Origin of the sequence: Pseudomonas sp. VD-NE ins (genome assembly GCF_031882575.1) — a bacterium.
GTDB classification, from domain to species: domain Bacteria; phylum Pseudomonadota; class Gammaproteobacteria; order Pseudomonadales; family Pseudomonadaceae; genus Aquipseudomonas; species Aquipseudomonas fluorescens_BZ.
The window spans coordinates 2,955,970-2,979,917 of record NZ_CP134772.1 but is presented as its reverse complement, the minus strand read 5'-3'; the positions used below and the strand labels follow the sequence as shown (position 1 = coordinate 2,979,917).

The following is a 23,948-nucleotide window of genomic DNA, read 5'->3' as shown; positions in this document are numbered from 1 at the left end:
AGCAAACAATTATGTATTTGGTGTGTGGCGAAGCCCTGTTCGATTTTTTCAGTGAAGACGACGCCAGCGGACTGGCCTCGAAAGTGAATTTCAAGGCGATTGCTGGCGGCTCGCCGTTCAACGTCGCCGTCGGTTTGCGCCGTTTGGGCGTGGACTCGGCCCTGTTTGGCGGGCTCTCCACCGACTACCTCGGCCGCCGCTTGCAGCAAGTGCTGCAGGACGAAGGTGTGTGCCCTGACTATCTAGTGGAGTTCGCCGCACCGACCACGCTGGCCATGGTTGCCGTCGGTGCCAATGGCTCGCCGCATTACAGCTTTCGCGGTGAAGGCTGCGCGGACCGGCAGTTGAGTCTGGCGCATCTGCCGGCGCTGGGGCCGGATGTTCGCGGCTTGCACATCGGCTCGTTCTCGCTGGTGGTGCAGCCGATCGGCGACACTCTGCTCGCATTGGTACAGCGCGAAAGCGGCAAACGCCTGATCAGCCTCGACCCGAACGTGCGCCTCAATCCCGAGCCGAACATCGACCTGTGGCGCGAGCGCATCGCGACGCTGGTGCCACTCGCCGATCTGATCAAGGTCAGCGACGAAGACCTGAGCCTGCTCTACCCCGAACAGGACCCGCAACGGGTGATCGAAGGCTGGCTCGAACACCGCTGCCAGGTCGTCTTCCTCACCCGGGGCGGCGATGGCGCTACTGTGTTCAGCCGCCAACACGGCACATGGTCAGTCCCGGCAGCCTCGATAAAGATTGCCGATACCGTCGGCGCCGGCGACACCTTCCAGGCCGCGTTGATCACCTGGTTGACCGAGCACGGTCTGGATTCGGTCGAAGGCGTGCAGCAACTCGCTCGCGAACAGATCGACGCCATGCTCAGTTTCGCCGTGCAAGCCGCCGCGCTGACCTGCAGCAAGACCGGCCCTGATCTGCCCTATCGTCATCAATTGAGCTGAGCGCGTAGACTGTCGGCCTTTTTGCGCACGACGGGATAACCGCTTTTGAATTACGGGCAGACGCTTGGACTACTGACACTGGCAACGCTACTGAGCGGGTGCGGCACCTCGCCGCCCCGCTCGCCGGAAGACATCTGCGAAATCTTCCGCGAGAAAAGCGACTGGTACGACGCTGCGCAAGTCACGCAAAAACGCTGGGGCGTGCCGATTCAGGTGCCCTTCGCGATCATGTATCAGGAATCCGGTTACCGCTACGATGCCAAGACCCCGCGCAAATACTTGCTGTGGGTGATCCCGTGGGGCCGCGTCTCGACCGCCTCGGGTTATGCGCAAGCCAAAGATGAAGTCTGGGCCGACTACCAGAAAAGCACCGGCCGCAGCGGAGCCGATCGCGAAGACTTCGACGACGCCATCGACTTTGTCGGCTGGTACATGGACAAGACCTATTCGATCAACGGCGTCTACAAGTACGACGCCTACAACCAATACCTCAACTACCACGAAGGCTGGGGCGGCTTCCGCAACAAGACCTACGCCAGCAAAGCCTGGCTGATGCCGACGGCGCGCAAAGTGCAGAATCGTTCGGATGTTTATGCGCGGCAATATGCCGGGTGCAAGGAGGATTTGAATCGGGGGTTCTGGAGCCGGTTCTGGCATTGGTTGTAAGGACGCCTTCGCGAGCAGGCTCGCTCCCACAATAGATCTTCAGTGAACACAGATGTTGTGTCCGGCATTGATCCAATGTGGGAGCGAGCCTGCTCGCGAAAGCAATCGAACAGACGCTACAACTCCACGCCTTACAACACCGAAAAGCTGTAACTCACAATCAACCGTGTCTCATCCACATCCCGGGCAAACTTCTCATAATTGGTGCGATACGTAGCATTCCTCAAACGCAAACTCACATCCTTGAACGTGCCCGTCTGAATCACATACTTCAACTCGCTGTCGCGTTCCCACTCCTTGCCTTCCTGATCACTGCCCAACACCTTGATGTGATCACCGTTCACATAACGCGTCAGGAAGCTCAAACCATTAATGCCAATGGCCTTGAAGTCATAGTCATAACGCAGTTGCCAGGAACGTTCCTGCGCGGCAGCGAAGTCGTTGACCTGCACATAGTTGACCAGATACGGATTGCTGCCATCGAGGTACGGCATCGAGTTATCGCCATTCATGCGCTGCCAACCGGCGCTGAACGTGTGGCCGCTGTGCGCAAACGACAACATGCCGCTCAACGCCCGGTTATCAATGGAACCGGCCTTGGCATCGCCGCTGTCGGCACTTTTCAGCACGCGCAGATCCGCTTTAAGTACACCGCCAGCTAACGGTTGATTACCCAACAGCCCGACAAAGTGCTGACGATAGATGTCTTCCAGTTCGGCGTAGTGATACTGCGCGGTCAGGCGATCATTGATCTTGTAGTCGAAACCGTACATGTCGAAATGATCGGCGGTGGTGTTGCAGGCGTAGCGCTTGTTCTTGCAGTGCACGCGGATATCTTGCGAGTCGGTGGAATCCCGCGCGGTGTACTTGTCCAGGCGCGCAGCCATGAAGGTCAGGTCTTTCACCTCTTTAGAGGTGAGCATGGCGCCATTGAACATGGTCGGCAGCAATCGACCGTCGTTGTATTTCAGCAGCGGCAGATCCGGCAGCAGCGCGCCGTACTTCAGCACCGTGTCCGAAACCTTGACCTTGGCGGTCAGACCCATTTTCGCGTACTGGCCCTTCGAGCCGCGCGGGTCGTTGCCGCTGGAGGGCAACAAGCCGCTGTTGCTGCGGTCCGGGCTGGAATCGAGTTGAAAGCCGAGCATGCCCAGCGCATCGACACCGAAACCCACGGTACCGTCGGTGTAGCCCGATTGCAGGTTGAGAATAAAGCCCTGTGCCGACTCTTCACGCTTGGACGCGCCCTGATCGTTCGTGGTGTGCCCATCACGGAAATCGCGGTTGAAGTACACCGTGCGCGATTCGATTTTCGCCGTGGTGTCTTCAAAAAACCCGCTGGCCTGAACCTGTGCGGTAAAACCTGCGCACAGCACAAAGGCTCCGAAGCCAAACGACTGGCGCGGGGTGATGAGGGGAAATGGGGGACGCATGAAAAACTCCAACAATGCAGCGTTTGCGCAAGCGCGCAACAAGCCAGAAAAATAGCTCCCGTCCCGGGTCAGATTGAACCAGGAGAAAGTGAACACGCAGGGGTGAGCAGCAATGATGGCAGATGGCTTTGACGTGCTACAGGCGACTTTAGTCTGAATCTGACTGAGGATTCTTCAACGCAGGATCGTGGGAAAAGTTGCCGGCAATGAACGCCAACTCGCACGAAACGCCCGGTTTCACTGGTCCAAACACCTCATCTAAGGGTTTTCCCTATACCGCAAACCTGCCAGACCTACGGCTTTTGTGCCTTGAACGAGGCGGCTGAATCCTCCATCATCCGTCACCTGCTTATTCAACGGACGGAATTCAAGGCATGCTGGACGCCAACGCAACCCACATTACCCTCACGCTTGAAGGCGCCAACGCCGACCTGCAAGTCCTCAGCTTCACCGGTCGCGAAGCCCTCAACCAACCGTTCCGTTTCGACCTCGAACTCGTCAGCGCGCGCCCCGACCTCAAACTCGAAGAGCTATTGCACAAGCCCGGCGTCCTGACCTTCGGCGCCACCGGCGAAGGCAAGATCCAAGGTCTGGTCTATCGCATCGAGCAAGGCGACTCTGGCAAGACCCTGACCCGTTACAGCCTCAGCCTGGTGCCACAACTGGCCTACCTGCGGCACAACCACGACCAGCAGATTTTCCAGCAACTGACCGTGCCGAAGATCATCGCCCAGGTCCTGGAAGATCGCGGCATTCTCGCCGACGCCTACAGCTTCCAGCTCAACGCTGAATATCCGGAACGCGACTACTGCGTGCAGTACGACGAATCCGACCTGCATTTCATCCAGCGCCTGTGCGAAGAGGAAGGCATTCACTTCCACTTCCAGCACAGCAGCAGCGGCCACAAACTGGTGTTCGGCGACGACCAGACGGTGTTCCGCAAACTCAAACCGGTGAGCTACCAGCAAGACTCCGGCATGGCCGCCGACAAACCGGTGATCAAGCGCTTCAACCTGCGCCTGGAAACCCGCACCACCCGCGTCAGCCGCCGCGATTATGACTTCGAAAAACCGAAGATCCTCCCCGAAGGCGCGGTCAAAACCGACTTCGCCCCGGACCTCGAAGACTACGATTACCCCGGCCGCTTCACCACCCGCGAACGCGGCAAGTTCCTCTCCACCCGCGCGCTCGAACGCCATCGCAGCGACTACAAACTCGCCGAAGGCAAAGGTGACGAGCCGACCCTCACCAGCGGCCATTTCCTCACGCTCGCCGAACACCCGCGCGCCGAGTGGAACGATCTGTGGCTGCTGCTGGAAGTCTTCCACGAAGGCAAACAACCGCAAGTCCTCGGCGAAAACGTCACCAGCGACGTCACCGACAACAAAAGCGATTTCCACCAGGGCTACCGCAACAGCTTCCTCGCCACGCCATGGGACGCGCACTACCGCCCTGCCCTTGAACACCCGAAACCAAAAGTCCTCGGCAGCCAGACCGCCGTGGTCACCGGCCCCGCAGGCGAAGAAATCCACTGCGACCAATACGGCCGGATCAAAGTGCAATTCCACTGGGACCGCGACGGTCAGTCCAACGACAAAACCACCTGCTGGATGCGCGTCGCCAGCGGCTGGGCCGGCGCAGCATACGGCGGCATCGCCATCCCGCGCATCGGCATGGAAGTCCTCGTCACCTTCCTCGAAGGCGATCCCGACCAGCCACTGGTCACCGGTTGCCTGTACCACAAGGAAAACGTCGTCCCCTACGACCTGCCGGCCAACAAGACCCGCAGCACCTTCAAAACCCTGAGCTCACCGGGCGGCAAGGGCTACAACGAGTTCCGCATCGAAGACAAGAAAGGCGTCGAGCAGATCTACATCCACGCCCAACGCGACTGGGACGAGAACATCGAGCACGACCAGAAGATCCGCGTCGGTAACGAACGGCACGACACCGTTGAAGCCAATACGCTGAGTGAGTTCAAGGTTGAAGAGCACCGGATTACGCATCTGGATCGGATTAGCGAGATGCGGGCGGATGATCACCTGACCGTGGGTGTGACGCAGCATTTGAAGGTGGGGACTGCGCAGTTTGTTGAGGCTGGGTCAGAAATCCATTACTACGCCGGCCAGAAAGTGGTGGTCGAAGGCGCAATGGAACTCACGGCCAAGGCTGGCGGGAGTTTCGTCAAGGTCGATGCGGGTGGCGTGACCATCAGCGGCGCCGAGGTGAAGGTCAACACTGGCGGCTCGCCTGGGGTTGGGACGCCTGCGGCACCATTGCTGCCGGGACCGATGAAAGTGGCGGATGCGGACAAGGCCGGAAAAGTACTCATCCCGCTTCCAAAGCGTCTGAACGAGTCAGGTATCACGCCGTTGTGCGGAAAACAAAGCAACGGCGCCTGCAGCCGTAAGGATTGCACATGCATGTAAAAGCGCTGAGCGCCCTCCTCGAAGCGCCACGCCATGGGTTCGAGGAACTGCCGAGAGAAAGCTCCGACCTGACCCTGTGTTTCATCATCGATCGCGTCCGCCAGCCGGAAGCCATGAGCCGCTTCTACCGTGTCGGTGAGCCCGTAGACACCCAAGGTCTGTTTCTCAACACCGACTTCGCTGAAATCGCCGCTGAAGGCCCTCTCTGGCTGGTCGCCCCGTGGGGCAGTCGACTCGCAGCCGAAGCGGCAAAGCTCTGCGAAGAAAATTTCTCCGGCATTGCCCTCTCCACAACAGATCCAGCCAAGGCACTGGCACATGCCCGCTGGCTCCTGCGTGCCAACGATGGCTCCGGTGGCCAAAGCCTATTGAGCTATCACAAGCCAAGCCTGTGGGCCGCGCTGGCCTACACCGCTGGTGAAAGTTCGCATCAGCTTTTCGGCCCTTGGCAACACGTTTACAGCCCGGCACCGGTCCACTTCGGGCGCAATCGCGGTCGCTGGCTCAGCTGGCGCCCCGTTTCGGAACTTGAATGGCTGGGCGACGTCTCAGCGTTCAACCTGCCGCCAACAGCGCCAAAGGTTCAGGAGCATCTGGGTTGGGTTTACTGGGCAGACGAGCAATACGCTGCCTACGGTGAACCCACCGACGAACAACTGCCCAACCTCGTGGAAAACCTCAACGTGCTGGTTGCGCACAACATTTACGAAGGTCGTCATTTACTGAAACTGGGCCAAATCACCAACGGCCCGCTGCTCGAGACGCACCCTCAGGCAATGGCCATCCTGCAATCCAGGGAAGAGTCGTTCATCAAAGTGCAGCAGTTGCAGCAACTCGCTATCAGCGCTGCTTGATGACCCGTCCGTAAAGAATGAATGGAAGCAAAATGGAAACTGATATCTCAGTAGCACCCAAGGTAGATTTCAACAAACCAGCTGCGAACCCATCGACTTCAGCGGTACCGGTCGAGAGCAAGCCTGCCCTGGAACTTGATCCCCAGCCTGAAGCGCCTGACAGTTGTTCCAACGCGTTCGACCAGGTAAAGACGGCCTGCTCGACGGAATATGGCGAAGTGATCTACGCCACCAAAGAAAAAATGTTTTACCTGTTGCCTAAACGTGCGGCCAGCTCGATCAAAGAGGCGATGAATGAACTCGAGCAACATATCAGCGCCAGCAAATCTCCAGAAGAACGACTCAAGGGGATGAACACCGCAGGGCTTCTGGAATACTTTCTAGAGCCGAAGCTGAGTAATTTCCTGCAAGGCGAGCAAAAAAGCCGAATGCTCGAAATCGAGGCTCAGGAACCCGATATCGCGCAGCCCACGATGGCTATGCGATTGAAGGCTGTCAGCCGAGAGGCTCGAAACTCCGCAGCGCTGGACAAACTGCCGGACCAAAGCGAATACGCTCGCAATCGGGAGCTTGCCAATCAACAGCAAGCGAGCCTGCTTGAAGCCAACTCTGACGGGCAGAAACTGCAACGCCTCTATAACGAATGGAAAAAGCTGAAAGCGGTTGCGGTCGCACAGGCAAAAATTGCTGGCTACACCTACGAAAGCGGCAACCTGTTTTCCCCAGGGGCGATCGAAGCAAGAAATCGCGTGCAGACTTACTTGAAAGCCCGCGCTGCGCTCACCAAGAGTGGCAAGTTGACGACTCTGAAAGAGGCAGACTTTCAGAAAAACAAAAAGGCCTATCTGGATGCGACAAACTGCGTCATCGATGGCAAAGCCCGGATGTGTGGTTATTTAAAGGAAGTCGCCAACGAGCGCGAAAAAGTCGAAAAAGACTTTGCTGCTTATATCGATGCGATTTTGAAAGTTGCCGACTATGGGCTGGCCCTACCGGAATTTGCGCTTATTCCTGACACTGGCGACATCAGCGCAGGTATCGAGAAATTCAAGGCATATCTCGAGATGGAGCAGCGGCAGATCAAGCTCACGGAGCAGATCCGCACGACATATAAAGCCTGGATTGACGCCAGCGGGCAAAACGTCGCGGCACCTGCAGGTATCGTGGAGGCAGAACAGGCAGAATGGCAGCGCATACAGCAAGATCGCCTGCAACTTCGCGATGACGCAGAGGCGGCAGTGGCCGCAGCCCTGCCGCTGCGACATCTGCTGTGGGAGCCCGAGCAATTTCAGCCGAAACCGGAAGAACGCTTGGTCAAAGCAGGCTTTCCTTTGCGCGAAGTAGCACTTTTCAATAGCCCCAACAGTCCAGTCAAACACCTGAGCCTGCTCAATCTCGAAGGCATCACAAAGGTATTGAAAAAGGACGCGAGTGAAATCGGCGCCAAGGCAAGTAAAGACTTGCAGAAACTTCCGGGGAACAGCACCGGGAAAGCAACGTCGGACACTGACGACAATCCTTTCCATGAGTGGCTGCGGCTTGAAGGTGCACTCGCCATCAAAGATCAGCAGAGTGACTGGTTTGATGAGAAAGGCTGGTTTGATGTGGAAATGTTCCACTCTTACCTGAAATCGAAGAACTACAAGGTCGAAACCTTTGAGGATGCCGAAGCCCGCAAGGACTGGGGACTTCGTCTTCGTCAGTTGCTGTTCAAGGAAGAAGTCAGAAGCTCCTTGCGCCTGTTCGACAATAGCCCTCAAGCTCAACTCGTGCGTTGCCTCACACCGCCACAGCCATCAATCCACACCGGCGCCAAGATAACCGGCCCGACATTCAGTGTGGCGGATAACTTCAAAGCCTCCGCGAAGGCAGAAGTGAGTCTGGGCATTGACCTCGCCCGTGGCGAAGTTGAATTGATGAAAATGGATCTTCCGGGCAGAGATCAGGCCCAAGACATCCTGATCCCTTACCTCGACTATGAGAAAAACCGCAAAAACCTGAATCTAGGTCGGTTCTCGATCCACCTGGGCGCTAGAGCCTGGGGATACACCGGCGCAACCCTCCTCCTTTCCTCCAGCGTGCAGTTGGGACGTGCAAACGTACAAGGCGGCCTGAACCTACCGGAAATCACCGACGCAAAACGACCGGATACGACACATGCAACCGCTGCAACCGCGAGAAGCGAACCGGTGCTGGAAGGTAACGCGGCAAAAGTTCGAGTAGAGGACGGCGCCAAAGCCCAGTTCAACCTCTTTGCGGGAGTGCAGGCAGGGATTCTACTGACAGGCGCCTTGAACTGGGCGCCGCCAAAAGAAATCGCAGCATTGCGAACCGCACCTTCACCAGGAATGACCAACAGCGTCAACAGCACCAAAGCCAGCCAATGGTCGAGTCTGGCGCGACTGACCGCCGGTTTTACCGCCGCATACGGCCTCGGTGCATCAGCAGACATCGGTATCTCCTTGCACGAAGGCCGCTTCATCATGCGGTTCAAGGCATCCGTCATCGTCGGTGCCGGGGCCGGCGGCGAATTCCAGTTCGAAGTCGGTTATGACGGTGTCACTGACCTGATTAATATCCTGCGCCGTGAGATGCACAAAAATCAGGATAAATCGCTGGTTTTTGTTACGGATGAAGCTGCCGAGTACATAGACAAACTGAACTTCCTAGGTGCTAATGGCTTTGAAGTTGCAATGTTTTACATGCAAGGTGTTGATATCGTAATGTCGTTGTATGAGGCGTTAACCGGCGGAGGTAAAGGGGCGACGATCGCTCATACGATTATGAACTATCGTAATCAAACTGAGCTGGACCAATGGATCTTAGCAGCAACCCCTGGTGCGCTTGGCCCTATGTTCATGACACTAATTTCCGCTGCTGAAGAATTTAAGATAGAGGGACAAGGCGGAAGCGGCGCAAAAACATACTCAAAAGACCAGTGTCAACTACTTCAACAACAAGCTATAGAACGTATACTTGGAGTGATTGTTCGCCAAGCAGAATCACAAGGAACAGTCCCTCTTGCACAAGCACAGTTTGAAGAGGCGTGCATGAGCATGAATCGCTTTGGGACCAAAACAACTATTGGTGCAGAGCAGAATTATTGCGAAAACCGGTTGCGTATGGACAACTTTATGTCAGAGGCCGTTTTAAGATTACACAACGATGAAAATGACGAGATGCGCTCGCGCTACAAATCACATGTGAAGCTTTTAGGAGCCAGATTAGATGGCTCATGCCATAGAGTTCAATATTACGGAAAAACTTTCGTTCCCGGTGGAAAAGCAACCTATACAGCTCCGCCCCAACAATTTGAAGGGGGAAAATAAGATGTCACGCACACTAATAAACATTCTCACTGCAATCACAATACTATTTTCTGGACATACGCTCGCCCAACTGACTCCTTACCAACAAGCTGCAAAAATTCGCGGGATAATGTTATTCAAGCAATACAAACCGGCGGAATCTGAACTACGTGTTGCCGCAGAGGCTGGAGATTCGGAGGCACAGTTCTATCTAGCAGATGAGCTTCGCCAGCAAAAGCAGCGAATGACCGTCGAGGCACAAAAGTGGTATGAGGCTTCGGCCTCCCAAGGCGATTACTATGCAATGTTCAAACTTGCGACGACTTCAGGAGATCTTTGCTCCGTCATCAATCAATGTCCTCCAGGAAGCAAAAAACCGAGTGAATGGTTAGACCTATTGATAAAAACCGCAACTCCTCGCGCCGTAAGTGGAGATGCCGAAGCAATGGCGATTTTGTACAATGCAACTGCAGAGTTAAAGTGGTTGGAAAAGTCAGCGGCAGCCGGATATGCACCTTCACAGTGGTTACTCGCCAATCGTTATGCCGAGGGCGAAGGCACATTTTTACTTCCTTGGAAGAGGAAGAATGCTGAGGAGGAGTTGCTAAAATCCGCCTCTGAAGGTGGCTACCCCCCCGCGATGATTGAATATATATCGATCCTTTTCCAACGGAACGATTTAGAAAGTGTTCGATATTGGTGGGAAGTGGCGGCAAAAACCGGTTACCAAGCTGCCGTTGCAAGTTATGGTGCATATCTATCCCATACTCCCGACAAAGTTGGCTATTCCATAGATCTAGTTAAAGGCTACGCACTTGTATCCTTGCTTAAAGAACTGGATGGCGGTGGAAACATTCAAGCTTATGTCGAAGGCAAGTTACCTCAAATAGCGGAGAAAATGACGCCCGCTCAAATTGAGGAAGCAAAAAAATATGCGATTGAATGGAAGGCTACTCACCCGCCTCTTTCTTTCTTCCCTGAAAAAATAGGCTTTTGATCTTGCATCAGCCTCTACAATTAAAAACAAGCTTAATTTCGAGACCAAGTTACTTTAAGCTACTCAAAATCTTGACTCTAAGCTTGGCATTTGCATGCATGCTGTTTAGCAAGCATGCAAACTCCGAGCTATCCACCCAACAACAAAACTCAAAAAGCGAGGGGATAAAACTCTACAATCAATACAAAGCCACTTCTGCGATTGAGTTTTTGAAGATCGCCGCTGATGGTGGCGATGATGAAGCACTCTATTACCTAGGTGAATCAATAAGAAAAAACAACAGATACTTGACTCAGGAAGCACAAAAGGCTTACGAGGAGTCAGCAAAAAAAGGCAATATTTATTCTATGATTCGGCTCGGAGGAGCGGACCAAGACTTGTGCGTAACCATGAAGAATTGTTCCCCCTCTGAGCAATCGCCTGAAGGCTGGATGAATGAAGCTAAAAAGCTTGCAACTGATCAGGCATCTCATGGAAATGCTGAGTCTATGTACTTGTTATGGGAAATAACAGGGAACGATGAATGGTTAGAAAAATCTGCAGAAAAAGATTTCGCTTTGGCGCAATTTCGTTTAGCGACTAAATATCAAGAAGGTGGCGGAGTATTCCTACTGCCCTCCAGAAGATCAGATGAAATCGAAAAGTGGATGAAAGCGTCTGCAGAGAATGGCTATCCTCCAGCTATGATGGGATTTGCCGCTGCCAGGCTTGAAAAAGCCGACTTTTCATCGTTTAGAACTTGGAATGAAAAAGCTGCAGATTCAGGCTACGTATCAGCGGTTTTTGGTTATGCTTCTTATATAGGCGAAGTTGAACCAAAATACGGATTCACCTCAGACCCAGTGACGTCATATGCGCTACTATCAAATCTACTAGAGCTTGATGGTGGTGGAAACGTAATAAACAATGTTAACGATGTTTTGCCAGAAGTGGAAAAAAACCTGTCAAAAGAGCAGATAGGGAAAGCAAAAGAACTCGCAAAAACGTGGAAGGCCAACCATCCGCCTCTCTCGTTCTTCCCTGACAAGCTAGGATATTAACGCCAGTGAGGCTATTCAGGTATTTCTTTGTCGCAACATTTTTAATAAGTACCACGCCTGCTTTTGCGTCAAAATCAGCGCGCGAAGTTGCTGCAGGCATTGCTTTATATAATCAGTTAAAATTTGACGCAGCCTTCCCCTCATTAGAAAAAGAAGCACAATCTGGAAATGTGGAGTCGCAATACTATTTAGGCGAAGCGCTAAGAAAGCGCAACCGATATATGACGCCCGAAGCACAGCAATGGTATGAAACAGCGGCGATGAATGGCTCCATATACGCTATGATTCAGTTGGGCAGAGCAAAAAACGATCTATGCGCAATAATGGAAAACTGCCCACCGTCTAAAAAAACTCAAGCCGAGTGGTTCGTGGAAGCCAAGAAAATCACTTTGCCGAAGGCAAATGACGGCGATCCAGAATCTCTGTATTTAATGTATGAAATCACCTTGGATCATAAGTGGTTAGAGAAATCTGCAAATGCAGGATATCCACTCGCGCAATATTGGATGGCTGTAAGTGAAAGACAAGGTGAAGGTTACTTCTTAATTCCTGGAGGACGTGATGCGTCAGTAAGAAGATGGCTACTACTCTCTTCCGAGGGTGGCAACCCAAAAGCAATGATGGAATATCTAGAAACACTGTATGTAAAAGGAGAAATGGAGAGCACTCGGCACTGGCTTGAAGTGGCCGCAGCAACCGGCGAGCAAGCAGCTCTGAGCAACTATGGAGCGTACATTTCACATACTCCCGACAAAGTTGGCTACCCACTGGACCTAGTTAAAGGCTACGCTATTTTTTCTTTGTTAAAAGAGCTCGGCGACAGCGGTGGAGTGCAAGATTATGTTGACCGTAAAATTGAAAAAATTGCTGAAAAAATGACACCAGAACAATTTGAACAGTCAAAAATCGTTGCGCAAGAGTGGAAAGCCACCCATCCACCGATTTCTTTTTTCCCCGAAAAACTTAGCGACTGACTCCGATTTTTTGGTATTTCTTTAGGGTGGCGCGGACCGCCGAATTTTAATCGAAGACTAACCGCCCCCCTTACTTCCGCAGAGAAGAAACAACCACCCATGAGTTCAGCAAAGATAACAATAAAACTAATGAATGCGGCGTTAACGTTGTTAACTATAATAGCAACCGAATCATCTGCTCTTACGCACGAACAGCTTCAGGCAAAAATCCAGGGCATTGAACTCTACAATCAATACAAAGCCATTTCTGCGATCGATTTTTTGAAAACCGCCGCTGGCGGCGGAGATGATGAGGCGCTCTACTATCTGGGCGAAGCGTTAAGAAAAAATAACCGCCACATGACTCCGGAAGCTAAAAAAGCATACGAAAGCTCCGCAAAAAAGGGGAATATCTACTCTATGATTCGCCTTGGGAGAATTGAAGACGACTTGTGTTCAACCATGAAAAACTGTCCACAAGGTGAAGACTCTCCTAACAACTGGGTAATCAAAGCTAAAAGCCTTGCAATTCAACGATCAGCGCAGGGAGATAGCGAATCAATGTACCTGTTATATGAAATGACAGGCAATGATGACTGGTTGGAGAAGTCAGCAGAGAACGGATTCGCATTTGCGCAGTTCCGTCTGGCGACGAAGTACCAAGAAGGAAGTGGTTCATTTTTACTACCCTCGAGACGCAACCAAGCTATCGAACGATGGATGAAGGCGTCTGCTGAAAATGGTTATCCACTTGCAATGATGGGGTTAGCCGCAATCATGATCGAAAAAAATGATTTAGCCTCGTTCAGAAACTGGAACGAAAAAGCAGCTGACTCGAGCTACGTAGAAGGTGTATTTGGATATGCATCCTACATAGGCGAAGAAGACTCAAAATACGGTTTCGCATTCGACCCAATAAAATCATATGCTTTACTTTCAAACCTGCTGGAACTTAATGGTGGGGGAAATGTAGTACGAGACGTCAATGACACATTACCCGGCATAGAAAAAAACATGTCAAAAGAGCAAATAGAAAAAGCAAAAGAACTCGCGAAAACGTGGAAGACCAACCACCCGCCTCTCTCATTCTACCCAGACAAGCTAGGTTATTAATAGCAGTGCGAACATTTAGAATTATTTTAGCAATGCTGATCGCCGCTCTTTCTGCAAACAGCTCAGCACATTCGCGAACAAATGAATCAACCCTGGGAATGGTGTTATACAACCAGCTAAAATTAGACTTGGCGATTCGCGAACTAAAAAAAGAGGCCGATTCGGGAAATGTGAATTCACAGTATTACTTTGCGGAGGCACTTCGAAAGCGAAGCCGGTACATGACCGCTGAAGCGCAGCAATGGTACGAAACCGCTGCGAATAATGGTTCTATATTTGCCATGATTCAGCTAGGCCGCCAAAACGATGACCTCTGCAGAAAAATGACCAATTGTCCCGCGAGTAAAAAATCAAGCGCTGATTGGTTGATTCAGGCTAAAAAAATGGCATCAAGCACAGACCCCCCTGAGTCTTCGTATTTAATGTATGAAATAACTTTCGATCGTACTTGGTTGGAAAAATCTGCAAACGCAGGTTATGCGCTCGCGCAATATTGGATGGCCGTCGGTGATCGACAAGGTGAGGGATTTTTTCTTATACCTGGAAAACGTGATGAGGCCATCAGCAAATGGCTGAAAGCTTCCTCTGAAGGCGGCAACCCAAAAGCAATGATGGAATACATTGAGATCCTGTATAAGAAAGGCGATCTTGATGGGGTGCGCCATTGGCTTCAGGCAGCAGCTGAAACGGGCGATCAAAAAGCAATTAGCAGCTATGGCTCTTACATTGCCCATGCACCAGACCAAGTTGGTTATCCCCTCGACCTTGTTAAAGGTTATGCACTGATTAGCCTTCTGAAAGAGTTGGATGGTGGAGGCGCTATTCAAGATTTCGTTCAAGATACTCTCGAAGAAATTGGCAGCAAAATGACACCTAAACAGATAGAAAGTTCTAAAGCTGTCGCTGAGCAATGGAAAACCTCTCACCCACCGCTCTCGTTCTTCCCCGAAAAGCTAGGAAGATAACCAGAATGACCAAATTCTTGACTTGGCCTTTATTAATTGCTCTTTTTTCTTGGGCAGAACCAAGCCCGGCGGCAGACAGCGTCCCTGAAAAAGTTTCAGGAATAGTTCTATACAACCAACTCAAAATTAACGCAGCGACTCAACAACTCCAAATTGAAAGCAACGACGGAAACTCGGACTCTCAATACTATTTGGCGGAAATCATTCGTAAAAAAAACCGTTACATGGCCCCCGAAGCGCAACATTGGTATGAAAAGGCAGCAGAAAAAGACAATATCTATGCAATGATTCAACTGGGCCGACACAAAAATGACTTTTGTCAGAAGATTGGCAACTGCCCTACATTCAAGAAAACCCAAGCGGAATGGTTTGCACAAGCTAAAGGATTAGTTCTACCAAAGGCGCAGGAAGGCGATCCCGAATCCTTGTATCTAATGTATGAAATCACTCTGAATCGTGAGTGGTTAGAGAAATCCGCAAACGCGGGATACTCGCTCGCGCAGTACTGGATGGCGGTCAGCGAACGTCAGGGCGAAGGCTTCTTCTTGATTCCAGGAAAACGTGATGCATCTGTAAAAAAATGGCTTTTGCTTTCGTCGGAAGGTGGATATCCAAAAGCAATGATGGATTACCTGGAAATTTTACATAGAGAAGGCGACACAGCAAGTATTCGCCAGTGGCTTGAGTTAGCAGCCCGCAGTGGTTACCAAATGGCAGTAAGCAGCTATGGCGCCTATATTTCCCACACTCCGGACAAACTGGATTACCCCCTAGATCTAGTTAAAGGTTATGCGCTTTTTACATTGCTTAAAGATCTAGGTGATGCTGGCGGAATCGGAAGATATGTTGAGCGAAAAGGTGAAGAAATTCGCGAGAAAATGACACCAGCACAGATTGAAGATTCAGAAAGAATAGCTAAAGAATGGAAAGACACTCACCCACCCCTCTCATTTTTCCCTGACAAACTAGGAGATTGACCGCAGCCCCAGCGGTTAGTCGCACAACACCCCGCTTGCATTAACCGGCAGCAAGTGAATCAGCCCGCGTAAATTCAGCTGTTCACCCCTGCCGTTTTCACTAGCCCATCAAACCGGCGCCTTCCAACTCAACATCTGCTGCTGCGCCACCTGCAGCAAATCATTGCCATCCTGCGTCAGCAGGTAAAGCGCATGGGTGATGTGTGGAATGTCTTGCACGTCGGCGTGTTTGAAGCACAGGCAATGCAGCGTTTCGAGCAGGTCAGCGGCGGCGCGGATGCGCTGGACGGCGGCTTCGAGGATGTCTTTCGGGTTGGCTTGGGTGTCGATGAGCAGTGTCGGGGTTTCGGTGACGTTGCTGTTGAGGGGGAGATAGCGGTTTTGTAGCAGTTTGATTATTGGCATAGGTGATTACTCAATTGGGGCAAAAGTAACCGCCAGCACTGTGACCAAACAGTGGGAGGCGGACTGTGTGCAGGCTTGGTCAACCGAGGCATGCCCCAACTCAGCTCGCCCGAAGGCGTCCTGCACACAGCCGCCACAGCTATGCACCGCACGGACATAGATGTCCGCAGCGCAAATGATGGCACATCTGCAATGGGGAAGTTGTCAGGTGACCAAACCCGAACCACTGATTTTGCAGCGGCAACCGACAATAACCGCCCCGCTTCAGCCGCCGAAAGCAGACAAGGCACCAGCCTTTGTAGGAATTCGCCAAACCTTCCTGAGAAAACCGCCGCACTCCCTGACAGCCGGCGTTCAGCTCGGTTAACCATCCCTTAACGCCGTGGTCAAAAACTCTACTGAACCGCACGCCCTCAGCCATTCTGGCTGTTGCCCAGTGCGGCAGGTTCGGGTGAATCACGCCGAACTCTAGAACCGCCACTCGGGAGTCCTTTCATGAACATTCGCCCTTTATTGCTCACCGCCGCCCTCGCCTGCACCGCGTTTGCCGGGATGGCCCAGGCCAATGACACTTCGGCCACGTCCAAAGCCGTGCCGTATCAGTACGGCATGCCGCTGCAGGTGGCCAAAGTGGTGTCGTTGACCGAGCCGCCAACGCAACTGTGCAAAGTGGTTACGGCCGATATGAAGTACATCGACAACGCCGGTAAGCCCGAGGAGATCAGCTACCGGAAATTGTCTGACGCGTGCAACTTCCAGAACTGACAGAAACGTCTGATTTGCGGGTTTGCGGTAGGCGTGGGGAGTTTCGGCGGTTATGCTCGGGGCCCTCCTCACTGCCGCAAGGATTCGCCATGCAGTTGTCGTTTCGCACGTTGTCGGGCTTCACGTGTTCGTTGTGTTTTTTGCTGGCGCTGGCCTGGGGCGTTTTCCCGGAAAGGCTGCTGGCAATCTGGAGCATCGAGTACTCCGACGCTGCCGGGTTTGTCGCGCGGCGCAGTGCGGTGCTGTTTGCGGCGTTGGGGGTGATGTTTTATCTGGTGCGCAATGCACCGCCGTCGCTGGGGCGCAATGCGCTGAGCAACGGGTTTATAGTCGGTTGTTTTGGTTTGGCGGTGCTGGGCTTTGCGGAATGGCTAAACGGCCATGCCGGCCCCGGGATTTTGCTCGCGGTGCTGGTCGAGTTCGCGCTGGGCCTTGGTTTTGTGCAGGCCCGGCGCGTGACGGTCGAACTGGGTGAAACGGTGCGTTAGACGACTCTGGAGCGTGGGCTGTAGTGATGTTGCACAGTTTGCTGGTTCAGATCCGATCGCAGCCCGGCGATCAATTCGTTGATTTCACGACAGCCATTGAGGTGGCTGGCGTCGATCCCACTGACCAGCAGATCAACCTGATCGGTCTGGTGATCGCCGAAAACCTTGACGGTCATCGACAAGTCCGGCGACAGCGTGCACTGGCATCGTTTCGGCAGAAAACTGCTTTCAATGATATTGCGTAGTTCCAAGGCAGACAGAAACATGGCGAAACCCTCTCCTTACTGTGAGATGCCAATCAAGTATTCACGCTGACCGTTGCTGCCCCTGCACGGGTGTGTCCCCGCTGTTTCCCTGGTGCGACAAGCGGTGGTACTGCGAAATGCCCATTGGAGTGTAGGCGCCCAAGGCCGGTGCGCCGCACTGAAAAGACGCATAAAGCGTGCCTTTCATCGGTTCATTTTCACCCTCATGAAATCAAGCACTTGGCGGCGGTGCCAGTATTTGGCTACTTGCAAATTGCAAGAATGGCCTCGGCGGGTACTGCAATTTGCAACTCGACGCTGGTTTGCAATCACGGCCCATGACGGTAAGAATGCCCGTTATCCACCCTACACCCGCACGGAGGCTTCCATGGGTTCTTTCCGCGTCTACGCGACCACCGGGCTGTTCATCGCCAGCCTGTCCACCCTCGCCCACGCCGCCAAGCTTGAAGACGTTGCGCCGTACCCGAAGGCTGAAGCCGGGTTCACCCGCCAGGTCATTCACTTGCCCAAGCAAGAGCAGGAAGAGAACTTTCAGGTTGAAATCCTCGCCGGCAAAACCCTTGAAGTGGACTGCAACCGCCAGCGTTTGGGCGGTGTTCTCGATGAGAAGAATCTTGAAGGCTGGGGTTATCCGTTCTATAGGCTGGAAAAAGTCATCGGCCCGATGAGCACGATGATGGCCTGCCCGCCCGGCAGCCAGAAGAAGCGCGCGTTCGTGCCGGTCGTCGGTGATGGTTTCATGCTGCGTTACAACAGCAAGTTGCCGGTCGTGGTGTATGCGCCGTCGGACGTCGAAGTGCGTTATCGCATCTGGTCGGCCTCGGACAAAGTCGGTACAGCCCTGCAGGAATAACCCGAACAAGGAGTTCGCTGCTTGATTACTTGCCACGTCAGATATGTCATCGACCCTTACCAACTGACCGAGTTCGAGGCCTACGCCAAGGCTTGGCTCGGCATCGTCGAGCGCTTGGGCGGCACGCATCACGGCTACTTTTTGCCGTCCGAAGGCGCGAGCAACATCGCTTATTGCCTGTTCAGTTTTCCGTCACTGGCGGATTACGAAAGCTATCGGCACATCGCGATGACCGACCTGGAAAGCACCGCACTGGTGGCCAGCCTGGTCGAGAAGAAGTTCATCGTCAGCTACGAGCGCAGCTTCCTGCGCCCGTTGCTGCCGTAAACCGTTTCACGCCGAGACGCCGCATACGGCGGCGCGCTCGGCGACATGGCGCAGGCTGTCGAAGTTGATATTGGCGCCCGAGTCGATCGCCACGAATGTCTGCTCGCGTACCCCGGTTCGCGCCACGTATTGCTTGATCCCGGCCACAGCCAAGGCGCCGGACGGTTCGGTGATAGAGCGGGTATCGTCGTAGATATTCTTGATCGCTGCGCAAAGGTCGTCGTTGCTGACGGTGATCACTTCGTCGACGCAGAAACGGCAAACCTCAAACCCGAACGCGCCGATCTGCGCTACCGCCACGCCATCGGCGAAAGTGCCGACATTGGGCAGCACGACGCGCTGATCGGCTTCCAGTGCGGCCTTCAGGCACGCTGAGTGTTCGGATTCAACGCCGATGATCCTTACTTCCGGGCGCAGGTATTTGACGTAAGCCGCGATGCCGGCGATCAGACCGCCACCACCCACCGGGATAAAGATCGCGTCCAGGGTGCCTTGATGCTGGCGGAGGATTTCCATCGCCACGGTGCCCTGCCCGGCGATTACCTCCGGGTCATCGAACGGTGACACGAAGGTGCGTCCAGTCTGCTCCGCCAGTTGCAGTGCATGGGCCAGCGCGAACGGGAAACTCTCGCCGTGCAGTAACGCTTCAGCGCCGCGACTGCGTACACCCAGCACTTTCAGTTCCGGCGTTGTTGCCGGCATGACGATGGTCGCCGTGATCCCCAGTTCGCGCGCTGCCAACGCCACGCCTTGCGCGTGATTGCCGGCCGATGCGGTGATTACCCCGCGCGCCTTCTGTTCGTCACTCAATTGCACCAGTTTGTTGTAAGCGCCACGGATCTTGAAGGAGAACGTCGGTTGCAGGTCTTCACGCTTGAGCAGAATCCGGTTGCCCAGCGCCTCCGACAGCGCCGGCGCCGCTTGCAACGGCGTGCGCACCGCGAGGTCGTACACCGGCGCGGCGAGGATCTTTTTCACGTAGTGCTCAAGCAGGGTTTGCTGGTCGGGGCTGTGCGGCATGGTCGTCTCCTGACATTTTCAAAACCCCGGAGACAGAAAGTAAAAACCCGCCTCTAGGGCGGGTTGGGTGCTGCAGTCGTGAGCTAGCCCGCCAAATGAGGAATGGCGGTAATAATCATTGGCTGGCAGCGCGATACAGTCGAAGTCATGGGCTGGAAATTAGCCTGCGCGGTGCTGGCAAGTCAATGGCCAATTTTGCGTGGTGACGTTAGTCTGGCGACTCTCTCATCACACCACGGAAGGAATGCATGATGTCTATCGCCCTGCCCCTCACGGCTTTGCTCGCGTTCAGCGGTTACACCGTTTCGGTGATGCTTCAGGCTGAACAGTCGTTGATCGATTTTGGCATCAGCCTGATGTCGCGGCCCGATACTGCGCAGGTGGTAATTGATCTGTATCTGCTGGCAACACTGGCCGGGATCTGGATGGTCAAGGATGCGCGGTCGCGTGGGCAGTCGGTTTGGTTGGTAGTGCCTTATTTGTTGCTGACGGCGGTTTTTGTCTCGGTTGGGCCGTTGTTGTATCTGGTGGTGCGTGGGGTTCGCGAGCGCAACAGGAAGGTGGTGGATCTGGCTCGGGTGGGTTGATCCGGGTGATCGGATGCCGGGTAGATCGCCTTCGCGAGCAGGCTCGCTCCCACAGGGGTTGGTGTCAGCACTGGCAAGGTGTGTCTCGTTCAAGAATGCCTGATCAACCCAGATGTCAACTGTCAACTATGACAGTTATGCGGCACATCCTGATGCAGTAACTTGAGCCTTCACCGGGAGCTTGATCCCATTGAGGCCATACGTCAGGAGCATGAGCGATGAGTGATTCAGCGTACACATCTACAGGAGAGTTTTCTGCCGAGACGGAAGGTGGTGAACGCTTGTTGTTTTATACGACGTTAGTAGATCTGGCCATCAGTTCTCGCCCAGTGCCTGTCCCTTATTGGCAAGCTATTGGCGATCAGGAATTCTCCGGACCGCTTCCGCGGCGACACGCCTATCTGAGTGTCTATTTCCCTGTAGGGGCAACGACAGGCACCTATCAGCTGACCAAGGACGGCGACTATCGAGGAAGCTATGCGGTCGGCACTCTTGGTGATCCGGTTTCGTACTTTTCAAAATCAGGAGAAATAACACTAACTATTGTGCCGTCATCCGAAGGTGAACAAGTGGAGGGCACAGTATTCTTTACCGCTCTAAATGAAAAAAATGGGCAGGAAGTCTCTATCAAAAATGGCAAGTTCAAGATGAAAAATCAGACCTTTACCTCGGCTGCAACCAAGCGCCGGGGTAAACATTGACTTGGTTAGCCCCTCGTTCTCGCAACCCGGCTGCCTCATCCCTGCCTCACCGCAACATACGCCGCCGTTTCATACGGCACCGTCACCACATCCCTGCCGTGCAGTTCCGGCTCGGCAGCAATCAGCGCACGAATCTGCTCATCGACCTTCGCCCGCTGCGCCTCCGGCAGCGCGGCGATGAAACTGGTCGAGCGCACGCGGTTGAAGATCACGTCTTCCGGCGAGCCGGTGTGGCCATGGTGAAACCGCTGGACCTGCAAAGGCGCGAACGCCGGGTGCGGAAACGCTGTGCGCCAGGCGCCGGTGTAATAGCGTGGCGTGTCGCCCTCCAGCGCATTGACGATAGCGTCCAGTTTCGGCACCCAACTGACTTGGGTGTCGCGCAGGTTCCAGATCAGCCCCAACTTGCCACCGGGCTTGAGCACCCGCGCGATTTCTGTCAGCGCCTCGGTGCTGGCGAACCAGTGAAACGCTTGTGCGCAGATCACCGCATCGACTGAGGCGTCCGGCAACGGCAGATCGGTCGCGGTGCCGCTCACGGCCAGCACATCGGGCCATGCATCAGAGAGTTTCTCCAGCATCTGCGCCACCGGTTCAACCGCGATCACTTGCGCGCCGGTCGCCACCAGGCGTCCGGTGAACTTGCCGGTGCCGGCGCCCAGATCGATCACGGTCTTGTGCCCATCCAGGCCCAGCGTCGCGGCCAACCACTCACTGACCTGCGGCGGATAGTCCGGCCGACCTTTCACATAGGTGTCGGCAGCCGTTTTGTAGCCGGCAGCGGCTGAGTGATGGACGTGGTCGGTCATGGCAACGCTCCTTACGGCAAAACATCGGATCGACGGCAGACGCTGACGAGCATAGCGCTTGAATTTACGCTGAACTTGAACAGTCACTGATAAAGCAATGAATAAAAATTCACCCTGTGGTGTTCAAAATGAAACATAACCCCTTGTGGAGCCTTGCCCATGACTATCCGTTCCGTTATGTTCGCCGCCCCGTTGCTGCTGGTCGCCGCGATGTCCAGCCAGTTGGCCTTGGCCAATGGTGATGAAGAAGCGCCGGTGCAGAAACCGGAATGCCCGAAAGGCCAGGTCTGGGACAGCAAAACGCAGAAATGCGTGATGCAAGTCAGCAAAGCACTTTCGGATGCCGACCGTACAGATTATGCCTATCGCCTCGCCAAGGTCGGTCGCTACGAAGAAGCCCTGACGCTGCTCGACACACTGAAGCAACCGGACACCGCCAAGGCCCTTAACTATCGCGGTTACGCCACGCGCAAACTGGGGCGCACTGACGAGGGCATCGGTTATTACCTGCAATCGGTGAAGCTCGATCCGCAATACGCGCAAGTGCGCGAATACCTCGGCGAGGCCTATGTGATCAAAGGCCGCGTCGACCTGGCGCAGGAGCAGTTGCAGCAGATCCAATCGATTTGCGGCACGTCCTGCGAGGAATACCAGGACCTGGCCGAAGCCATCAATGATTCATCGAAAACCTGAGCACTTATAAGGGCCGCCATCATCTTCAACGATCAGGCATTCAGAGCAGAACTCGCACAGCATCTGGCGCGACTGTGGCGCTACGGCTTGCTGCTGTCGCGCAACCGGCATGTGGCCGAGGATCTGGTGCAGGCCACGTGTGTGCGAGCGCTGGAACGCGCCAATCAGTACAGCGCCGGCACGCGCATGGACCGCTGGTTGCTGAGCATTCTGCATTCGATCTGGCTCAATGAAATGCGCGCTCGTCGCGTGCGCCACGGCGCGGGTCAGGTGGATGCCGATGGCCAACTGGCGTTCGACGGTGAGTACGCCGCGCAGACGCATGTGATGGCGGCGCAGGTGATTCGTCGCGTCGATGCCTTGCCGGAAACCCAACGCGAGACGGTGTATCTGGCTTATGTCGAAGGCTTGTCCTACCGCGAAGTCGCCGAGATCCTGCAAGTGCCGATCGGCACGGTCATGAGCCGTCTGGCTACCGCCCGCCTCAAACTCGCCGAATACCCACCGTTGCAGGCAGTGCCGAAACCCACCGAAGGAGACCGCTCATGAACACACCTTCGGATGAGCAACTGGTCGCCTACCTCGACGGAGAACTCGAGCAGGAATATCGCCATCAACTCGACAGCGCCATTGCCGAAGACTCGTTGCTCAGTCTGCGCGTGCAATGGCTCGGCCGCAGCAATCTGCCGTACAAGAAAGCCTATGACGAGCTGGCACAACAGGCGCCGCTGGATCGCTTGCAAGCGCGGCTCGATGCGATTCCTTCACCGCAGCGTCCGGGCTTCAACCGCCGCTGGTTTATCGGTGGCGCCGCAGCAGCGCTGTTAGCGGGTGGTGTGTTGGCCGACCGGTTATTCCTCGGCTGGCACGCCGCGCAATCAAACAACTGGCGCGCATTGGTGGGCGATTACATGGCCCTGTACGTGCCGCAGACGCTCGATCATCTGCCCACCGACGACGCGACCCAACGCGCGCAACTGCGCACGATTGATGCACGCCTTGGCCTGAACCTTTCGCCAGCGACTTTGAAGCTGCCCGGTGCCGAGTTCAAACGGGCACAGATGCTCGAGTACGACGGCGTGCCCATTGCGCAGATCGTTTATCTGGATGCGAAGCATGGGCCATTGGCGCTGTGTGTGACCCGCTCGAACAGCGGCAGTCAGCCGTTGGCCCATGAGCGTCGGCGTGAGATGAATGTGGTCTATTGGACCGAGCGTGAACATGCGTGGATGCTGATCGGACACGACGTCCCGATAGCACTGGAAGACAAGGCGAAACTGTTGAAAAGCCGCTTAATTGCCGGCTAGATCCTGGACTATGCTGAGCGAGTATTTTTCCAAGGAGGACTC

24 protein-coding genes and 1 pseudogene are annotated in these 23,948 nt (G+C 54.3%); 20 read left to right on the top strand and 5 right to left on the bottom strand.

Going from position 1 to position 23,948, the window contains the following annotated elements:
- The first annotated feature begins 11 nt into the window (after positions 1–11).
- Both RMV17_RS13215 and RMV17_RS13210 read left to right on the top strand, forming a co-directional pair.
- Entirely contained in the window at positions 12–950 is a 939-nt protein-coding gene (locus RMV17_RS13215) for a carbohydrate kinase (RefSeq protein WP_311886794.1), read from the top strand.
- A 45-nt stretch (positions 951–995) separates the two neighbouring features.
- Positions 996–1,616 (top strand): hypothetical protein, encoded by a 621-nt coding sequence (locus RMV17_RS13210; RefSeq protein ID WP_116028949.1) that lies wholly within the window; start codon positions 996–998, stop codon positions 1,614–1,616.
- A 131-nt stretch (positions 1,617–1,747) separates the two neighbouring features.
- Here the strand turns inward: RMV17_RS13210 and RMV17_RS13205 are convergent, their stop codons facing one another.
- Entirely contained in the window at positions 1,748–3,049 is a 1,302-nt protein-coding gene (locus RMV17_RS13205) for an OprD family porin (protein WP_311886793.1), read from the bottom strand.
- A gap of 374 nt (positions 3,050–3,423) precedes the next feature.
- On the opposite strand from RMV17_RS13205, the gene RMV17_RS13200 reads away from it, so the two are divergent.
- The 9 genes from RMV17_RS13200 to RMV17_RS13160 all read left to right on the top strand — a co-directional run bounded on the left by RMV17_RS13200 (position 3,424) and on the right by RMV17_RS13160 (position 15,685).
- Complete coding sequence (locus RMV17_RS13200; protein ID WP_311886792.1) at positions 3,424–5,478, top strand: type VI secretion system tip protein VgrG; 2,055 nt, start codon at positions 3,424–3,426, stop codon at positions 5,476–5,478.
- Positions 5,469–6,332, top strand: coding sequence for a DUF4123 domain-containing protein (locus RMV17_RS13195; protein WP_186621506.1), 864 nt, complete (start codon positions 5,469–5,471; stop codon positions 6,330–6,332). Before RMV17_RS13200 ends, RMV17_RS13195 begins: the two co-directional genes overlap by 10 nt.
- A 32-nt stretch (positions 6,333–6,364) precedes the next feature.
- On the top strand, positions 6,365–9,661 hold the full coding sequence (locus RMV17_RS13190; RefSeq protein WP_311886791.1) for a hypothetical protein: 3,297 nt from the start codon (positions 6,365–6,367) through the stop codon (positions 9,659–9,661).
- The gene (locus tag RMV17_RS13185; protein ID WP_311886790.1) at positions 9,561–10,637 is read left to right on the top strand and encodes a sel1 repeat family protein; all 1,077 of its coding nucleotides are present in this window, start codon (positions 9,561–9,563) and stop codon (positions 10,635–10,637) included. Before RMV17_RS13190 ends, RMV17_RS13185 begins: the two co-directional genes overlap by 101 nt.
- 98 nt (positions 10,638–10,735) lie before the next feature.
- Positions 10,736–11,677 (top strand): sel1 repeat family protein, encoded by a 942-nt coding sequence (locus RMV17_RS13180; RefSeq protein ID WP_311886789.1) that lies wholly within the window; start codon positions 10,736–10,738, stop codon positions 11,675–11,677.
- Between the two features lie 5 nt (positions 11,678–11,682).
- Positions 11,683–12,651, top strand: coding sequence for a sel1 repeat family protein (locus RMV17_RS13175; protein ID WP_311886788.1), 969 nt, complete (start codon positions 11,683–11,685; stop codon positions 12,649–12,651).
- Between the two features lie 99 nt (positions 12,652–12,750).
- Entirely contained in the window at positions 12,751–13,743 is a 993-nt protein-coding gene (locus tag RMV17_RS13170; RefSeq protein ID WP_311886787.1) for a sel1 repeat family protein, read from the top strand.
- Entirely contained in the window at positions 13,689–14,708 is a 1,020-nt protein-coding gene (locus RMV17_RS13165) for a sel1 repeat family protein (protein ID WP_311886786.1), read from the top strand. Before RMV17_RS13170 ends, RMV17_RS13165 begins: the two co-directional genes overlap by 55 nt.
- 5 nt (positions 14,709–14,713) lie before the next feature.
- On the top strand, positions 14,714–15,685 hold the full coding sequence (locus RMV17_RS13160; RefSeq protein WP_311886785.1) for a sel1 repeat family protein: 972 nt from the start codon (positions 14,714–14,716) through the stop codon (positions 15,683–15,685).
- Positions 15,686–15,793: 108 nt separating this feature from the next.
- On the opposite strand, the gene RMV17_RS13155 is transcribed toward RMV17_RS13160, so the two are convergent.
- Entirely contained in the window at positions 15,794–16,090 is a 297-nt protein-coding gene (locus tag RMV17_RS13155; protein WP_311886784.1) for a hypothetical protein, read from the bottom strand.
- 495 nt (positions 16,091–16,585) lie between these two features.
- Here RMV17_RS13155 and RMV17_RS13150 point away from each other — a divergent pair, with 495 nt between their 5' ends.
- Complete coding sequence (locus tag RMV17_RS13150) at positions 16,586–16,855, top strand: DUF2790 domain-containing protein (RefSeq protein WP_257355241.1); 270 nt, start codon at positions 16,586–16,588, stop codon at positions 16,853–16,855.
- Between the two features lie 89 nt (positions 16,856–16,944).
- The gene (locus RMV17_RS13145) at positions 16,945–17,343 is read left to right on the top strand and encodes a hypothetical protein (RefSeq protein ID WP_026000451.1); all 399 of its coding nucleotides are present in this window, start codon (positions 16,945–16,947) and stop codon (positions 17,341–17,343) included.
- Here the strand turns inward: RMV17_RS13145 and RMV17_RS13140 are convergent.
- Complete coding sequence (locus RMV17_RS13140) at positions 17,340–17,609, bottom strand: DUF1652 domain-containing protein (protein WP_007912157.1); 270 nt, start codon at positions 17,607–17,609, stop codon at positions 17,340–17,342. The two genes, RMV17_RS13145 and RMV17_RS13140, sit on opposite strands and share 4 nt — an antisense overlap.
- Before the next feature lie 367 nt (positions 17,610–17,976).
- Here RMV17_RS13140 and eco point away from each other — a divergent pair, with 367 nt between their 5' ends.
- Together eco and RMV17_RS13130 are read left to right on the top strand one after the other, a co-directional pair.
- Positions 17,977–18,462: a serine protease inhibitor ecotin gene (eco, locus tag RMV17_RS13135; RefSeq protein WP_150730142.1), complete on the top strand. Its 486-nt coding sequence runs from the start codon at positions 17,977–17,979 to the stop codon at positions 18,460–18,462.
- Positions 18,463–18,483: 21 nt separating this feature from the next.
- Entirely contained in the window at positions 18,484–18,789 is a 306-nt protein-coding gene (locus RMV17_RS13130; protein ID WP_311886783.1) for an NIPSNAP family protein, read from the top strand.
- 30 nt (positions 18,790–18,819) lie between these two features.
- On the opposite strand, the pseudogene ilvA reads toward RMV17_RS13130, so the two are convergent.
- A pseudogene (gene ilvA, locus RMV17_RS13125) lies at positions 18,820–19,809 on the bottom strand (threonine ammonia-lyase, biosynthetic); the annotation flags it as partial.
- A gap of 248 nt (positions 19,810–20,057) precedes the next feature.
- Between ilvA and RMV17_RS13120 the strand changes: the two are divergent.
- A complete protein-coding gene (locus RMV17_RS13120) occupies positions 20,058–20,396 on the top strand; it encodes a DUF2834 domain-containing protein (protein WP_311886782.1) in 339 nt (112 codons plus the stop codon).
- 218 nt (positions 20,397–20,614) lie between these two features.
- Positions 20,615–21,097 (top strand): hypothetical protein, encoded by a 483-nt coding sequence (locus tag RMV17_RS13115; RefSeq protein WP_034154226.1) that lies wholly within the window; start codon positions 20,615–20,617, stop codon positions 21,095–21,097.
- 35 nt (positions 21,098–21,132) lie between these two features.
- On the opposite strand, the gene RMV17_RS13110 is transcribed toward RMV17_RS13115, so the two are convergent.
- Complete coding sequence (locus tag RMV17_RS13110; RefSeq protein ID WP_311886781.1) at positions 21,133–21,906, bottom strand: class I SAM-dependent methyltransferase; 774 nt, start codon at positions 21,904–21,906, stop codon at positions 21,133–21,135.
- A 159-nt stretch (positions 21,907–22,065) separates the two neighbouring features.
- On the opposite strand from RMV17_RS13110, the gene RMV17_RS13105 reads away from it, so the two are divergent.
- The 3 genes from RMV17_RS13105 to RMV17_RS13095 all read left to right on the top strand — a co-directional run bounded on the left by RMV17_RS13105 (position 22,066) and on the right by RMV17_RS13095 (position 23,906).
- Positions 22,066–22,599 carry a tetratricopeptide repeat protein gene (locus tag RMV17_RS13105; RefSeq protein ID WP_034154228.1) on the top strand — a complete coding sequence of 178 codons (534 nt, stop codon included), beginning with the start codon at positions 22,066–22,068 and terminating at the stop codon, positions 22,597–22,599.
- A gap of 63 nt (positions 22,600–22,662) precedes the next feature.
- Positions 22,663–23,148, top strand: a complete 486-nt coding sequence (locus RMV17_RS13100) for a sigma-70 family RNA polymerase sigma factor (protein ID WP_311887040.1) — start codon at positions 22,663–22,665, stop codon at positions 23,146–23,148.
- Positions 23,145–23,906 carry a transcriptional regulator gene (locus tag RMV17_RS13095; protein WP_311886780.1) on the top strand — a complete coding sequence of 254 codons (762 nt, stop codon included), beginning with the start codon at positions 23,145–23,147 and terminating at the stop codon, positions 23,904–23,906. Before RMV17_RS13100 ends, RMV17_RS13095 begins: the two co-directional genes overlap by 4 nt.
- Positions 23,907–23,948: the final 42 nt, after the last annotated feature.

What these genes read in the sequence shown, in the direction of transcription:
- RMV17_RS13105 (WP_034154228.1), top strand. Translation starts at nt 22,066, where the DNA reads ATGACTATCCGTTCCGTTATGTTCGCCGCCCCGTTGCTGCTGGTCGCC.
- RMV17_RS13170 (WP_311886787.1), top strand. Translation starts at nt 12,751, where the DNA reads ATGAGTTCAGCAAAGATAACAATAAAACTAATGAATGCGGCGTTAACG.
- eco (WP_150730142.1), top strand. Translation starts at nt 17,977, where the DNA reads ATGGGTTCTTTCCGCGTCTACGCGACCACCGGGCTGTTCATCGCCAGC.
- RMV17_RS13185 (WP_311886790.1), top strand. Translation starts at nt 9,561, where the DNA reads ATGGCTCATGCCATAGAGTTCAATATTACGGAAAAACTTTCGTTCCCG.
- RMV17_RS13145 (WP_026000451.1), top strand. Translation starts at nt 16,945, where the DNA reads ATGCAGTTGTCGTTTCGCACGTTGTCGGGCTTCACGTGTTCGTTGTGT.
- RMV17_RS13140 (WP_007912157.1), bottom strand. Translation starts at nt 17,609, where the DNA reads ATGTTTCTGTCTGCCTTGGAACTACGCAATATCATTGAAAGCAGTTTT.
- RMV17_RS13150 (WP_257355241.1), top strand. Translation starts at nt 16,586, where the DNA reads ATGAACATTCGCCCTTTATTGCTCACCGCCGCCCTCGCCTGCACCGCG.
- RMV17_RS13120 (WP_311886782.1), top strand. Translation starts at nt 20,058, where the DNA reads ATGATGTCTATCGCCCTGCCCCTCACGGCTTTGCTCGCGTTCAGCGGT.
- RMV17_RS13115 (WP_034154226.1), top strand. Translation starts at nt 20,615, where the DNA reads ATGAGTGATTCAGCGTACACATCTACAGGAGAGTTTTCTGCCGAGACG.
- RMV17_RS13095 (WP_311886780.1), top strand. Translation starts at nt 23,145, where the DNA reads ATGAACACACCTTCGGATGAGCAACTGGTCGCCTACCTCGACGGAGAA.
- RMV17_RS13200 (WP_311886792.1), top strand. Translation starts at nt 3,424, where the DNA reads ATGCTGGACGCCAACGCAACCCACATTACCCTCACGCTTGAAGGCGCC.
- RMV17_RS13180 (WP_311886789.1), top strand. Translation starts at nt 10,736, where the DNA reads ATGCTGTTTAGCAAGCATGCAAACTCCGAGCTATCCACCCAACAACAA.
- RMV17_RS13195 (WP_186621506.1), top strand. Translation starts at nt 5,469, where the DNA reads ATGCATGTAAAAGCGCTGAGCGCCCTCCTCGAAGCGCCACGCCATGGG.
- RMV17_RS13110 (WP_311886781.1), bottom strand. Translation starts at nt 21,906, where the DNA reads ATGACCGACCACGTCCATCACTCAGCCGCTGCCGGCTACAAAACGGCT.
- RMV17_RS13215 (WP_311886794.1), top strand. Translation starts at nt 12, where the DNA reads ATGTATTTGGTGTGTGGCGAAGCCCTGTTCGATTTTTTCAGTGAAGAC.
- RMV17_RS13190 (WP_311886791.1), top strand. Translation starts at nt 6,365, where the DNA reads ATGGAAACTGATATCTCAGTAGCACCCAAGGTAGATTTCAACAAACCA.
- RMV17_RS13160 (WP_311886785.1), top strand. Translation starts at nt 14,714, where the DNA reads ATGACCAAATTCTTGACTTGGCCTTTATTAATTGCTCTTTTTTCTTGG.
- RMV17_RS13155 (WP_311886784.1), bottom strand. Translation starts at nt 16,090, where the DNA reads ATGCCAATAATCAAACTGCTACAAAACCGCTATCTCCCCCTCAACAGC.
- RMV17_RS13205 (WP_311886793.1), bottom strand. Translation starts at nt 3,049, where the DNA reads ATGCGTCCCCCATTTCCCCTCATCACCCCGCGCCAGTCGTTTGGCTTC.